This window comes from Klebsiella sp. B345, from assembly GCF_051131735.1.
Classification (GTDB): domain Bacteria; phylum Pseudomonadota; class Gammaproteobacteria; order Enterobacterales; family Enterobacteriaceae; genus Klebsiella.
The window spans coordinates 141,128-154,507 of record NZ_CP180443.1 but is presented as its reverse complement, the minus strand read 5'-3'; the positions used below and the strand labels follow the sequence as shown (position 1 = coordinate 154,507).

Genomic DNA, 13,380 nt, shown 5'->3' with positions numbered 1-13,380 from the left:
ACGCGCAATTCAGAAATTATCCCTCAAGCTGCAACAACGAAGGCATTATTGCCTTCACTCAAAGAATAACATTTTATTAATTGATTCATTTGGTTCACATCTGACAACAGATGGTTAAGGAGACAAAATGGCAACTTTCGCTGTACCACGCGGATTCCCCCGGATCCTGCAGTGGCTGCTCGCCGGGCTGATGCTGATCATCGGTCTGGCAATCGGAATTCTTGGGGTTAAACTGGCGACGCTCGGCGGTACGCTCTATTTCGCCATCATGGGGCTGGTGATGGTCATCGCCTCGGTACTGATTTTCCGCCGTCGTCGGACCGGGATTGTGCTGTACGCCATCGCCTTTGTCGCCTCCATTTTCTGGGCGATCTCTGACGCCGGCTGGACCTACTGGCCGCTGTTCTCACGCCTGTTCGCCCTCGGCGCGCTGGCCTGTCTTTCAGCGCTGGTCTGGCCCTATCTCTCGCCCCAGCCGGCGAAGAAAGGACCGGCCTTTGCGCTGGCCGCGGTCCTCGCTGTAGTGCTGGCTGCCAGCTTCGGCTGGATGTTCAAATCGCAGCCGTTGGTGAGCGCCACCGAAGCGGTGCCGGTTAAACCGGTCGCCCCTGGCGAGCAACAGAAGAACTGGGAGCACTGGGGTAACACCACCCATGGCGATCGTTTTGCCGCTCTGGACCAGATTAACAAGCAGAATATCAACGAGCTGCAGGTTGCCTGGGTCGCTCATACCGGCGATATCCCGCAAAGCAACGGCTCCGGTGCGGAAGACCAGAACACTCCGCTGCAAATCGGCGATACCCTGTACGTCTGTACACCGTACAGTAAAGTGCTGGCGCTGGATGTCGACAGCGGTAAAGAAAAATGGCGTTTCGATCCCAAAGCCACCGCGCCAAACTGGCAGCGCTGCCGGGGTCTGGGCTATGCCGAAGACAGCCTGCAGGCCGCCGCTACGGCGGGAACTCAGCCCGCCGCCTGCGCCCGTCGTCTGTTCCTGCCGACCACCGATGCCCGCCTGATCGCCATCGACGCCGACACCGGTAAAGCCTGTGAAGACTTTGGTGACCACGGTACCGTCGACCTGAGCGTCGGCATGGGTGAGATCAAACCGGGCTACTACCAGCAAACGTCAACGCCGCTGGTCGCCGGTAACGTTGTGGTCGTCGGCGGTCGTGTGGCGGATAACTTCTCCACCGGCGAGCCTCCGGGCGTCGTACGCGCTTATGATGTGCATACCGGCAAGCTGGCATGGGCATGGGATCCGGGCAACCCTGCGCTGACCGGCCTGCCGCCGGAAGGCCAGACCTATACCCGCGGGACACCGAACGTCTGGTCAGCCATGTCCTATGACGCGAAGCTTAATCTGATCTATCTGCCAACCGGCAACGCCACCCCGGACTTCTTCGGTGGGGAACGTACCGCGCTGGATGATAAATACAGCTCGTCAATCGTCGCCGTTGACGCCACCACCGGACAGGTGCGCTGGCACTTCCAGACCACCCACCACGACCTGTGGGACTTCGACCTGCCGTCACAGCCGCTGCTGTATGACCTCCCTGATGGTAATGGCGGCACCACGCCGGTACTGGTGCAGACCAGTAAACAGGGCATGATCTTTATGCTCAACCGCGCCACCGGTGAACCGGTGGCCAAAGTGGAAGAACGTCCGGTACCTGCTGGTGATATTAAAGGTGAGCGCTACTCTCCGACACAACCTTACTCCGTCGGTATGCCGATGATCGGCAACGATACGCTGAAAGAGTCGGATATGTGGGGCGCCACGCCGGTGGATCTGCTGATGTGTCGGATCGCCTTTAAAGCCATGCGCCATCAGGGCATCTTCACCCCGCCGGGCGAAGACCGTTCTCTGCAATATCCTGGCTCGCTGGGCGGCATGAACTGGGGCAGCGTCTCGGTCGATCCGAACAACAGCCTGATGTTTGTCAACGATATGCGTCTGGGACTGGCGAACTATATGGTACCGCGTGCAAACGTCGCCAAAAATGCCAGCGGCATTGAGATGGGGATTGTCCCGATGGAAGGGACGCCATTTGGCGCGATGCGTGAGCGCTTCCTGTCACCGCTGGGTATTCCGTGCCAGAAACCGCCGTTCGGCACCATGTCCGCAGTGGATCTGAAAACCGGTAAGCTGGTGTGGCAAGTGCCGGTGGGAACCGTAGAAGACACCGGTCCGCTGGGGATCCGTATGCACATGCCAATTCCTATCGGCATGCCAACCCTCGGCGCGTCGCTGTCGACCCAGTCCGGCCTGCTGTTCTTCGCCGGTACTCAGGATTTCTATCTGCGCGCGTTTGATACTGCTAACGGGAAAGAGATCTGGAAATCGCGTCTGCCGGTTGGTAGCCAGTCCGGCCCGATGACCTATGTCTCGCCGAAGACCGGCAAACAGTACATTATCATCAACGCCGGCGGCGCCCGTCAGTCTCCAGACCGCGGCGACTACATCATCGCCTACGCCCTGCCAGACCAGAAGTAAAAAAAAACCAGCGCAACCTGTAAGAGGGTCGCGCTGGTGTTTGCTCAGCAGGATTGATAACGGTGCTCATCTGCCTGGCGGCACTGGGCACCTGTCGATCAATGGTCGCCGAAGTGGATCACGGTACGGATGGATTTACCGTCGTGCATCAGATCAAAGGCTTCGTTAATCTGCTCCAGCGGCATGCGGTGGGTGATAAACGGATCGAGGTCGATTTTACCGGCCATCGCGTCTTCCACCATCCCCGGCAGTTGGGTACGGCCTTTCACGCCGCCAAACGCTGACCCGCGCCAGACGCGCCCGGTCACCAGCTGGAATGGACGGGTTTTAATCTCCTGCCCGGCACCAGCAACACCAATAATCACACTTTCGCCCCAGCCTTTATGGCAGCACTCCAGCGCCGCGCGCATGACGTTGACGTTGCCGATACATTCAAAACTAAAGTCCACGCCGCCGTCGGTCAGTTCGACGATCACATCCTGCACCGGCTTATCGTAATCTTTCGGGTTGATAAAATCGGTCGCGCCCATCTCTTTTGCGAGGGTGAACTTTTCCGGGTTGGTATCAACCGCCAGAATACGCCCGGCTTTCGCCTGTACCGCACCCTGAATCACCGCCAGACCAATGCCGCCCAGGCCGAAGACCGCAACGGTATCGCCCTCTTTAACTTTCGCGGTGTTGTGAACAGCACCGATACCGGTGGTCACGCCGCAGCCCAGCAGACAGACTTTATCCAGCGGCGCCTGCGGGTTGACCTTCGCCAGAGAAATCTCGGCGCATACGGTGTATTCGCTGAAGGTGCTGGTACCCATGTAATGATAGATAGGCTCGCCGTTATAGGAGAAACGGGTGGTGCCGTCCGGCATCAGGCCTTTCCCCTGAGTGGCGCGGACCGCCTGGCAGAGGTTGGTTTTGCCGGATTTACAGAATTTGCACTCGCGACACTCGGCGGTATACAGCGGGATCACGTGGTCGCCCGGCTGCAGGCTGGTAACGCCTTCGCCGACTTCCACCACAATACCGCCGCCTTCGTGACCCAGCACTGCCGGGAACACGCCTTCCGGATCGTCGCCGGAGAGCGTAAACGCATCCGTATGGCAGACGCCGGTGTGGGTAATTTTGACCAGCACTTCGCCTTTTTTCGGCGGCGCGACATCAATCTCAACAATCTTCAGCGGCTGGCCTGGGCCAAACGCGACAGCTGCACGTGATTTCATAACCGTCTCTTCCTTCGTGGTGATTTATTTTAAGTAGGATCGTAGCAGATGGCCCACTTCCGCCATTCTGACCGCTCGCTGGTCCGGGGTGGTTTCGCCGTTGACCAGCTCATCCTGGAGATGGATTTCCACCATCTCCCCCATCAAGCCGTTAGTGGCTCCGCGAATAGAAGCAATCTGCTGCAGTATCGACATGCAGGATTCGCCGGACTCCAGCGCCCTTTCCAGGGCTTCAACCTGCCCGCGAATACGACGTACGCGACTCAGCGCGCGTTTTTTGTCTTCAGGTGAATGTGGCACATTGTCGCCCTCAATATCGTATAGGGGGGTATACTATATTTTATTGACCAATGAAGCAAACTGAAACGTCATCTGGCGCCGTGGTCACACGTCCAGTCACTGAGTTTAGTCGAGCTCCAGCGCCATCTCCACACAGCGCAGATCCGCCTGCGCCAGTTTTGACGGCAGCAGCTTTTCACGCACCGTGACAAAACCGTGGCGCAGATAAAAACCGGCTGCGTTCGGCGTGGCCTCCAGCGTAATCACCCGAAATTTTCGCCGGCGTGCTTCGGCAATCACCGCATTGATGATCATCCCGGCGCAGCCTTTCCCACCCCATTCAGGTAGCGTAAAGATAGCTTCAACGCTGGCGGTGTGGATATCAAGGTAGCCAGTGGCGACCGGTTTCCCGCCCTCGTCTTCTACCACATAAAAAGGATTGTCCTGCACCGCCGCACGATAGCCTTCCGGCATACGGTCCGGTGTCCAGGCATCCACCACAGTGGCACCATAGCTCTCGCGACAGCCGCTACGGATGGCCTGATTACGGATGACCCACAGCGCGGGGGCTTCATTGGGTACGGCAAGTCTGATATTCATCGGAGCTCCTAGTGTGTCAGTCCCTACCAGATGTACCACAGCCCAAGGTAAAAGCGATAAAAAAACCCGCCAGGAGGCGGGTTTTGAGCAGCAATGGTGCCGGGGTTAGCGCTTGCGCGGCATCATCCGCAGCAAGGTATTGTCCTTCCACAGATAATGGTGCAACAGCGCGGCCAGGGCATGCAGTCCGACAATAAAGTAACCGGTATTCGCCAGCAGGCTATGGACGCCCTTCAGGGTATCGACCAGCTCAAAATTGCTTTCTGGGGCAAATGGCATGATCAGGCCAAAGGCGACCCACGGGTTACCCCGGTTATACATCATCACCAGGCCGATAATCGGCTGGGCGATAAACAGCAGATAGATAACCAGATGTCCGAGGTGAGCAAAGCCAGTCATCATCGGCGAAGGCTTCGGGACAATCGGCGGCGCCGGATATTTCAAGCGCACCAGCAAACGCGCCACCATCAGCACTAAAATTGAGATGCCGCAGGAGACATGGATCATGTTGATGAGCGGTCGGTCGCTACGTGGGAAGAAGCCTCTCAGCTCCATGCTGGCATAGGCGCCAATAACCAATAAAAAGACCAGCCAGTGGATGCCGATCTGCAGGCCAGTATATTTATCGCGCATGATAAACCCTTAATAAAACAGTGATGTCGACAACATAACGACCTTTTATTAAAAATTCATTAACTTTTACGTACTTATAACAAACAACCGCCCAGGGTCAGAAAGCATTCTGGTCATTTAAGCTCCATTTAGCTTCTTACTGTCTTACCGTCACGCAAAACGCGCGAAACTACGAGTCCTGTCACACTCAGCTGGTTTTTACTTTTACTTTGTTTCCACAGTTAACTATATTGAGTTCACTTTTATGGCAAGGGACTCTCGAGAAAAACATGATCAATTCACAACGCAATAGGCTCGCTCAAGGCATCTGGCTGGCAATGGCCGGGCTGCTGGCTATCTCCGCACCGCTGACGGCCAACGCTGATAACGCCATCGGGCAGATGGCTGCCAAAACGCTGCCGTATCAGGCAAAACCGCGCGTCTTCGTTCTCACCGACATTGGTAATGAACCCGATGACCAGATGTCGCTGACCCGTTTTCTGCTTTACGCCAATGAAATGAACGTCGAAGGATTGGTCGCGACCACGTCTACCTGGCAGCGGGACAAAGTGCACACCGATATGATTGAACGGGTACTGAGCCACTACGGTGAAGTACAGCCTAACCTGCTCAAACACGCCGCCGGCTTCCCAACACAGCGTCAACTGGCCGCGGTGGTCGCGCCGGGTGTGGCGGGTTATGGGCTGGCTGCAACCGGCGCAGGTAAGCATACCGCCGGTTCCGATCTGCTGGTTAAAGCTATCGAGAGAAGTACTGATGCCGGCCAGCCGCTGTACATCAACCTGTGGGGCGGCGCAAATACCCTGGCGCAAGCCTTGAAAGACTTGAGCGCCAAACATCCGGCAAGCACGGTGAACGCGTTAACACAAAACCTGGTGGTATACGCGATTTCCGATCAGGACGATTCCGGGTTCTGGGTGCGAGAAAACTATCCTCAGATCACCTGGATTGGCGATCCTTCCAGCCAGAACGGTGAGGATTATGCCCGCGCCACCTGGACCGGCATCAGCGGCGATCGCTACTACCGCAACGCGCCGGGCGCGGATTTCACCACCGTTTCTCAGCACTGGCTGGATGACAACATCCGCAGCAAGGGGCCGATGGGTAAAGGCTATCTGCAGTATCTGTTCATTATGGAAGGCGACACGCCGGCGTTCCTCGGACTAATCCGCAACGGCCTCAATAGCGAGCGCAATCCGGGCTGGGGCGGCTGGGGCGGACGCTACATTGTTCGTCAACCGCAGCATGAGACGCGCCCGTTCTGGAGCAGCGGCGGCGATTTTTATCCGGGCAACCCGAACGCCGCCGATACGGTCACCGGTATCGATGGCCAGCAATATACCTCTAATCAGGCCACTATCTGGCGCTGGCGCGAAGCCTTCCAGCACGACTTCGCCGCACGAATGGACTGGGGGATTAAAGATTATGCCGCGGCCAACCACAATCCGCAGGTGGTGGTGAACGGCGATAGCGGGCAAGAAGCACTATTTTTGAATGCCAGCATTGGTGAAACGCTGAAAATCAGCGCCGAGGGCAGTAAAGATCCTGACGGCAATCAGCTCAGCTATCGTTGGTTCCTCTACCCGGAGGCGGGCTCCGCCAGCTCACTCCCGGTGGCGGTTAGCGACGTTCAGGGCCGTCGCGGCGAAGATAATCTGCAGGCACCAGCGGTGCTGGCGCTTAGCGACGCCGCGCAATCCCACGCTAACGTGAAGGCGCTGCGCACGGGAACCGAGCACCTGATCCTTGCAGTTACCGATAACGGCACGCCTTCGCTCACCTCCTATCGACGTATCATTATCAACGTCAAATAGTCCTCATAAGCGGCACCCCGTTTTTCCCGCCCGCAATTGCGCGGGCGGGATGGTATGATAACGCCTGACTCAACGGTGACAGAGGCGTAACGGCGTGGACTACAGACAGCAGATCCTCAATATTTTACATAGCGAGAGCGAATCGCGGGCAGAAATGACCCGGCGACTCGGGGTCACTAAAGCCTATACCACCAAACTCACCGCCCGGTTGCTGGAAGAGCAATTAATCGAAGAACGAGAAATAAAAGACGCGGCCTTTGGCCGGCCTCAGCAGTGTCTGTCAGTTAAAGAAGGCAACGCCTGGAGCGTGAATATCATGCTGCGTCGCGGCAGCTTCCAGGGCACGCTCAACGATTACTATACCCTGAAAGCGCCGCTGGCCAGCCACCAGTTCAGCCTGCCAGAGCAGATGACTCCCGATACGTTGACACAGTTCATTGCCGAAGGTCTGCAGACACTATGCCAGCAGGCTTCACTGAAGGTGACGCAAATTAAGGTGGTCAGCGTGGCGCTGCAGGGCGGGATCGAACATACAACCGGCGTGGTGCGCTATTGCCCGCTGTTCGCCGACAACAATATCAACCTGATGGCGCTGCTCGAACAGCATCTCGGCATACCAGTTCGCATCTACAACATCGCCCACTGCACCAATTATCTACTGGCGAAACGCTCGCCGGGGAGTTCTTACGTGGCGTTTATGCCCGGCTTCGGTAGCCTCGGTTACGGCTACTGTACCAACGGCGTTCCAGGGCTGGGTGAAAACGGTTTTTATCCGGAAATCGTCCACTTACCCTATGAAGGTGGGCTGGAACCGGCATTTAACGTCGATCCGGCGAATGCAGCCATCGGTATACAGGCGACCGCCCGTGCGCTCTATTTCGCCATTTGCTGCACCGCGCCTATTCACAATATTCGCCTGGTCATTGCCACCGGTGAACTGTTCGAAGATTACGGCGATGATATTTTACCGCTGGCTCAGCAGATGCTGGATGACAACCCGAACCGCCATATCCGCGAGATTAAAATACGGCACTACAAAACAGGGCATAACTATGGCTGGAGGGGGTTAGTGCAGCTCAGTTCCGACGTCATTACCGGTATCTGCATGCAATCAAAATCTCCCGACTCACACAAGGCCGGTTAGCCGGGCGAGCACACGGTTTAACCCTGGCTGGACTCTGAATACATTTTCCCCACCTTTTTCCCAGGTTCGGCCGTCTCAAAAATGGTGGTGTTATCGGTGAGATAGGCTGACGAGATTTTCTCATCAATTCGGTAAAGCTTAAGATAAATTGCTACAGGTACCGGGTGCACAATTCGTTTCATCTTGTATGCATGATTAAAACAACATTGATTCGAGAGTTGAAATATCCCCTGATGACAACAGTGGTTGTAACTCAATTAGTTTATTTTCAGGGAGCTCGTACAAATTCAATGATTTTATCCGGTCCACATCAGCGTGAGCAAAACGATATTTAATGATTTTTGCTGGATTACCACCAACGACGGCATACGGAGGGACATCTTTGGTTACCACGGCGCCAGCCGCCACAACAGCCCCTTCTCCTATCGTGACTCCGGGCATTATCATTGCCCGCATTCCTAACCAACAACCGTCGCCCAAAACCGTGTCGCCGCGAGATTGATATGCATCTTTTATTGATGCCATAAAAGGGTAAAGGCTTACCCAATCCATTCGATGCGTACTGTTGCCTCCCATGAGGATCACTGATTCCGCTCCGATGCAGACAAAATTGCCGATGATTAAGCGGTCAAGCTCTCCCAAGGGTTGCCAGTCTCTGCTGATCTGATCTCCAAGCAAATATCTGACTACGGAGCGCTCAAAACCATGATCCCAGCAGTTGCTATAATAACTATGGGTGCCTTTAATATGAATGTTGGGATTAGTGACGGTCTGATGGAGATACTCGACCTGAGACCAATGTTTTTCTGACATAGATAATTCCTGGTTTACCCTGAATATAATACCCGATGAAAATAATCACGGAGAAACAACTTAATATAATGATATTAAAGCACAAACAATATCGTTATTCAAATTAACGCCGAAACAAGGTTCATCGTTAATGACTCCAGGCCTCTGCATATCCTTAAGTTCAGTTAATCAATATGTAAAGCAGATGCGCTATTCTTGCTACAACGTATTAATATGTAACACGCTGTTTGTTTATAAAAACAAAAAATACAAAAAAACATCGCTGATTGCGCGCATTTATAGCAATTACATAGGGTGGCCTGCTCCATGTGGTTCAATACGCCGAAGTGGGGGCAATACCTTCATCCGTGACATGCTCTATTTCACACCTCCGCTTTTCGCTCATAGCAGCCAGAATGCCTACTCCGGTCTGCTTCGTGTCAGAAGCAGACCGGAAATTCATTGTTAGGCAAATATGATAAGAATTATGTCACTCCCCCGTCAGTGAACGGGCTAAACGACAAGCCAGCAACCGGTTTTCTATAGTGACGATGACCATACGCGTGGGACAATTTTATTTGCGGTTAGCGGTGCCAGTTGCTTAGAAGCGATATCATCAGGAGACAACCAGAGAATCTCCTCAATTTCAGCGGCGGGCCGAACGTCTGCAAAGCATCTTTCTGTGCTGAACATACAGGCATGTAGCAAATGACCGGGTTCATTAGCGGCTATATCCGTAAATTCGCCAAAGGGTGTAAGCTCCTCAGGTGTTAGCTTAAGATTGAGCTCTTCCCTCAGTTCCCGAATCAGTGCGGATTTAGCGTCTTCGCCTGGTTCAATCTTTCCTCCGGGTTGCATAAAATATACGGTATCTCTTTTTCTAACCAACAGTAACTGCCCTTTTCCATCCATAATGATGGCTGCAGCAATGTGGATAATTTTTGATTCAGTCATGGCGCGGCTCGTTCAGGGTTGTCCATTTTGAAACAGGTGGTGTGTAGGCGTTAAAATAATCGATAATGTCATGTATATTTTCAGAAAACAGCAGCATATCGGCGTAGCTCTGTTTCATAAAACCTTCGCTGACCATTTGCTGAACCATCACTCTTAGTGGATTGTAATAATGATTAACGTTCATAAACGCACAGGGTTTATGATGAATACCTAACTGTGCCCAGGTCCATTGTTCGAATATTTCCTCAGCAGTTCCTGCCCCACCAGGCAACGCGATAAAACTGGACGATAACTCTGCCATCACGTTTTTTCTCTGGTGCATGTTATCCACGACATGAAGCTCGGACAATCCGGTGTGGGCAATTTCACGCTCCAGCAAGGATTTTGGAATCACACCCGTGACATGCCCACCACACGCCAGAGCTGAATCAGCGATGGCACCCATTAGGCCAACACGCCCGCCACCATAAACGATATGTATCCCCTGTTCTGCCAACCATTTACCGGTATGACGAGCAGCATCCATGTAAGCTGCTGAACTGCCCTCAGATGAGCCACAGAATATGCCAACTGTGTGGTTCATATTTCCTCCACAAGAAAATGAACAAAGCCGCCACAAAGGCGAAAATCAAGCGAGGCCCATGATAGCATCCGCCCTTCTCATGAAGCGAGGATGCCCCCCTCCCAGTATAAGTAGGGTGCGCTTCTACGGATGCAGACGTTTAGCAGGTTATGTCGGTCGTGTTCATTATTAAAAAATCAATCAGCGCTTTGACTCGCTTTGCTTTACCCGTACTTTTCAGGTAGTAGAGATAAACGGGTGGATAGGTCTTCCAGTAAGATTCCATAACCGGGATAAACTGCGCTTTATCGGGTTGTAACTCATATACTGGCTCAAACAATCTGCCGATTCCCAGGCCGCTGCGGATCCCATCCGCCATGACATCAATATCATTGCTGATGATTTGCCCCGGCATCTCAACGGTTAATTGCTCTCCTTTATCTTCCAGTACCAGAGGGAGAATTCGGTTATTGGTGATAAAGCGATAGCCAATGAGTTGATGCTGATGCAAGTCCGTCGGTCGTTCAGGCATACCGTGTTTTGCGAGATAGGCTGCAGAAGCATACAAACCCTCACGAAACGGTTGCAACAACTGGCGAGCAACAACGTTCTCTTCGAGGATATCGCCGAAACGGATGCCCAGGTCAAAACGTTCATCAATCATATTCACGGTCCCGTCATAGACGGATATTTCAAGCTGTATTCCCGGGTAGCTCTGACAAAACGCCGCCATGACCGGTTTTAAAATAAGCAGGTAGGCAAAGCGTGACAGCGTAATTCTGACCAGCCCGGATGGTTCCTGATGAAGCTCTTTGAGGCTTTCGACCGCATTTTCCAACGACGCGACGGCTAGCGAAGTCTGCTGCAATAGCTGCTCCCCGGCATCCGTCAGCTCAATACGCCGCGTAGTACGCACAAAAAGAGGCTGGCCAATATGTTGCTCGAGAAGTTTTAGCGCCTTGCTGACGGAAGGCGGCGTTATCTCCAGCGTTCTGGCAGCGGCAGTGATGCTTCCCTCATGGGCGATGCTTTGAAAGATACGGATCTGGTTGTAAATGGCATTGTTCATGGCGTCATCCTGGGAAATAAACAGAGCCATATTATTAGCTATTGGCTAATAGTGTATAAGCTATTACTGCTCTAAAAATCAGAATCAGGGGGGTTTATACTCACGTCCAGTTAAACAACGCCCTGCTGAAGGAGGCCAGTAATGCAAAATGTACTGATTATTTCAGGTCATCCCAATATTAATGAGTCTATTGGCAATGCCACTATCCTGGATGAAGTCGCGAAAGCACTGCCAGAAACCAAAATTCGCTTTCTCGATACGCTGTATCCTGACTACCAGATCGACGTGATAAAGGAACAGGAAGCCTTACTTAACGCCGATGTGATTGTCTGGCAGTTCCCTTTTTCCTGGTATTCCGTGCCGGGGTTAATGAAGTTATGGATTGATCGCGTTTTCGTTCACGGTTTTGCTCATGGCTCCACCGCCAAACTGGGGGGCAAAAAATTACTCCTGTCATTTACCGCCGGTGCCCCGGAAAGCCTGTATTCCCCGGAAGGCTTGTTCGGTCACGATATTCGACAGTACCTGACACAGTTTGAAACGCTGGCAGTGCTATGCAATCTGGACATGCTGGAACCGGTTTACACCTTCGGGCTCAGTTATGCAGGGCGTGATGAAGCCAAAGTTCGCGAACAAATAACCCAGGCTACAGATCACGCCAAACGCTTGATTATCGCGATCAAGAATAATGCGCCAGCTTTAAAAATGGTTGTCTGAAGAGGGTAAAAATGTATCTCATCAATATTAAAGTGAATGGCGATATCACGGCAGAGCAGCATGAAGCCCTTTTCACGTATCACGTAAATTGGTTTCAGAAATATTTTGACGCCGGTAAGTTTATTCTCATCGGCCCCTATAACGATGCTAAAAGATCGGGGGTAATCATTGCCCAGGCTGAAAACCGGGAGGCGCTGGAAGCCATTCTGAGAGAGGACGCCTATTACCCTGATCTTGCTGAATATGAGATTCGCGAATTTACCCCGAAAATGGTGGGAAGCTGGCAATAAATATTAGAGAAAAAGAGAGGTCATTTATGAACGCCGGTGTTTCTTTGCCACTGCTTTTGGCACTGAGTTGTTCTGCTGTTGCGCACGGACAAAACGAAACTGTTGCGCCCGTGTTCAATATTTTTGAACTCGTCATCAAGCAAGATAACAATACCGCATACAACAACCTGGCTGAAAAAAATATTACGGCGTCGGTAACTGGCGAACCTGGAACGCTTGCGATGTATTCAGCCAGCAAGAGAGCGAACCCGGCAGTTGCTTATGTCTTTGAAATTTATGCTGACAACGATGCTTATGACAAACATCTGAACTCAACGAGCTATAAAGAGTTTTTGCGCAAGTCACCAGATATTCTGGAAGCGAGTCAAAAACGCAGAATTGATGTGGTACCGCAATTTCTGGCAGATAAAAAGATTGTGCAGAGTGATAGCACGATCGCTAACTTTGTCATCGTTGTGGTGAAGCCAGAGTGTGGGCACGCTTTTCGCGATATTGTTTTACCCGAAATGGCACAGTCCATTAAGCAGGAAGACGGTGTTCTGGCAATGTACACCGCTATTGATAAAGCTAACCTTAATCGCTGGTATTTCTATGAAATTTACGCCAGCGAAGAGGCGTATCAGGCCCATCGCCTGACCTCTCACTTTAAAGAATACATTGCGCAAACGGCAGAAATGACGACGGATAAAGAAGCCATTGCGATTAAACCAGGCAAGCTTATGAACAAAGGCGGTCTGATGTATAAAATTAAGTGAATGACTGTCCCACCAGACGAAAACTACCGCTCTTCGCTCACTACGGGCCTTCAGCTT

14 protein-coding genes are annotated in these 13,380 nt (G+C 52.7%); 6 read left to right on the top strand and 8 right to left on the bottom strand.

Annotated elements, in window-relative coordinates; translation table 11 throughout:
• Positions 1-127: 127 nt before the first annotated feature.
• The gene (locus tag ACMYSO_RS00735; RefSeq protein ID WP_434668788.1) at positions 128-2,497 is read left to right on the top strand and encodes a membrane-bound PQQ-dependent dehydrogenase, glucose/quinate/shikimate family; all 2,370 of its coding nucleotides are present in this window, start codon (positions 128-130) and stop codon (positions 2,495-2,497) included.
• A 98-nt stretch (positions 2,498-2,595) separates the two neighbouring features.
• Here ACMYSO_RS00735 and ACMYSO_RS00730 read toward each other — a convergent pair whose 3' ends face one another.
• From ACMYSO_RS00730 to cybB, 4 genes are all read right to left on the bottom strand, one after another.
• On the bottom strand, positions 2,596-3,714 hold the full coding sequence (locus ACMYSO_RS00730) for an S-(hydroxymethyl)glutathione dehydrogenase/class III alcohol dehydrogenase (protein ID WP_434668787.1): 1,119 nt from the start codon (positions 3,712-3,714) through the stop codon (positions 2,596-2,598).
• A gap of 24 nt (positions 3,715-3,738) precedes the next feature.
• Complete coding sequence (locus ACMYSO_RS00725; RefSeq protein WP_123754148.1) at positions 3,739-4,014, bottom strand: metal/formaldehyde-sensitive transcriptional repressor; 276 nt, start codon at positions 4,012-4,014, stop codon at positions 3,739-3,741.
• Between the two features lie 105 nt (positions 4,015-4,119).
• A complete protein-coding gene (locus ACMYSO_RS00720; protein WP_434668786.1) occupies positions 4,120-4,593 on the bottom strand; it encodes a GNAT family N-acetyltransferase in 474 nt (157 codons plus the stop codon).
• Between the two features lie 105 nt (positions 4,594-4,698).
• Positions 4,699-5,226 carry a cytochrome b561 gene (cybB, locus tag ACMYSO_RS00715; RefSeq protein WP_434668785.1) on the bottom strand — a complete coding sequence of 176 codons (528 nt, stop codon included), beginning with the start codon at positions 5,224-5,226 and terminating at the stop codon, positions 4,699-4,701.
• A gap of 269 nt (positions 5,227-5,495) precedes the next feature.
• On the opposite strand from cybB, the gene ACMYSO_RS00710 reads away from it, so the two are divergent.
• Both ACMYSO_RS00710 and ACMYSO_RS00705 read left to right on the top strand, forming a co-directional pair.
• Entirely contained in the window at positions 5,496-7,040 is a 1,545-nt protein-coding gene (locus ACMYSO_RS00710) for a DUF1593 domain-containing protein (protein WP_434668784.1), read from the top strand.
• Positions 7,041-7,134: 94 nt separating this feature from the next.
• Positions 7,135-8,184 carry an ROK family protein gene (locus ACMYSO_RS00705; RefSeq protein ID WP_434668783.1) on the top strand — a complete coding sequence of 350 codons (1,050 nt, stop codon included), beginning with the start codon at positions 7,135-7,137 and terminating at the stop codon, positions 8,182-8,184.
• Positions 8,185-8,379: 195 nt separating this feature from the next.
• Here the strand turns inward: ACMYSO_RS00705 and ACMYSO_RS00700 are convergent, their stop codons facing one another.
• The 4 genes from ACMYSO_RS00700 to ACMYSO_RS00685 all read right to left on the bottom strand — a co-directional run bounded on the left by ACMYSO_RS00700 (position 8,380) and on the right by ACMYSO_RS00685 (position 11,561).
• Positions 8,380-8,997, bottom strand: a complete 618-nt coding sequence (locus ACMYSO_RS00700; RefSeq protein WP_434668782.1) for a CatB-related O-acetyltransferase — start codon at positions 8,995-8,997, stop codon at positions 8,380-8,382.
• Between the two features lie 519 nt (positions 8,998-9,516).
• Positions 9,517-9,930: an NUDIX hydrolase gene (locus ACMYSO_RS00695; protein ID WP_434668781.1), complete on the bottom strand. Its 414-nt coding sequence runs from the start codon at positions 9,928-9,930 to the stop codon at positions 9,517-9,519.
• Positions 9,923-10,513 (bottom strand): TIGR00730 family Rossman fold protein, encoded by a 591-nt coding sequence (locus ACMYSO_RS00690; RefSeq protein WP_434668780.1) that lies wholly within the window; start codon positions 10,511-10,513, stop codon positions 9,923-9,925. Before ACMYSO_RS00690 ends, ACMYSO_RS00695 begins: the two co-directional genes overlap by 8 nt.
• A gap of 139 nt (positions 10,514-10,652) precedes the next feature.
• Positions 10,653-11,561 carry a LysR family transcriptional regulator gene (locus ACMYSO_RS00685; RefSeq protein ID WP_434668779.1) on the bottom strand — a complete coding sequence of 303 codons (909 nt, stop codon included), beginning with the start codon at positions 11,559-11,561 and terminating at the stop codon, positions 10,653-10,655.
• Positions 11,562-11,702: 141 nt separating this feature from the next.
• Here ACMYSO_RS00685 and ACMYSO_RS00680 point away from each other — a divergent pair, with 141 nt between their 5' ends.
• The 3 genes from ACMYSO_RS00680 to ACMYSO_RS00670 are packed head-to-tail and all read left to right on the top strand — an operon-like array spanning position 11,703 to position 13,323.
• Entirely contained in the window at positions 11,703-12,278 is a 576-nt protein-coding gene (locus ACMYSO_RS00680; protein ID WP_434668778.1) for an NAD(P)H-dependent oxidoreductase, read from the top strand.
• An 11-nt stretch (positions 12,279-12,289) separates the two neighbouring features.
• Entirely contained in the window at positions 12,290-12,568 is a 279-nt protein-coding gene (locus tag ACMYSO_RS00675; RefSeq protein ID WP_434668777.1) for a YciI family protein, read from the top strand.
• 26 nt (positions 12,569-12,594) lie between these two features.
• Positions 12,595-13,323: a putative quinol monooxygenase gene (locus tag ACMYSO_RS00670; protein WP_434668776.1), complete on the top strand. Its 729-nt coding sequence runs from the start codon at positions 12,595-12,597 to the stop codon at positions 13,321-13,323.
• Positions 13,324-13,380 lie beyond the last annotated feature (57 nt).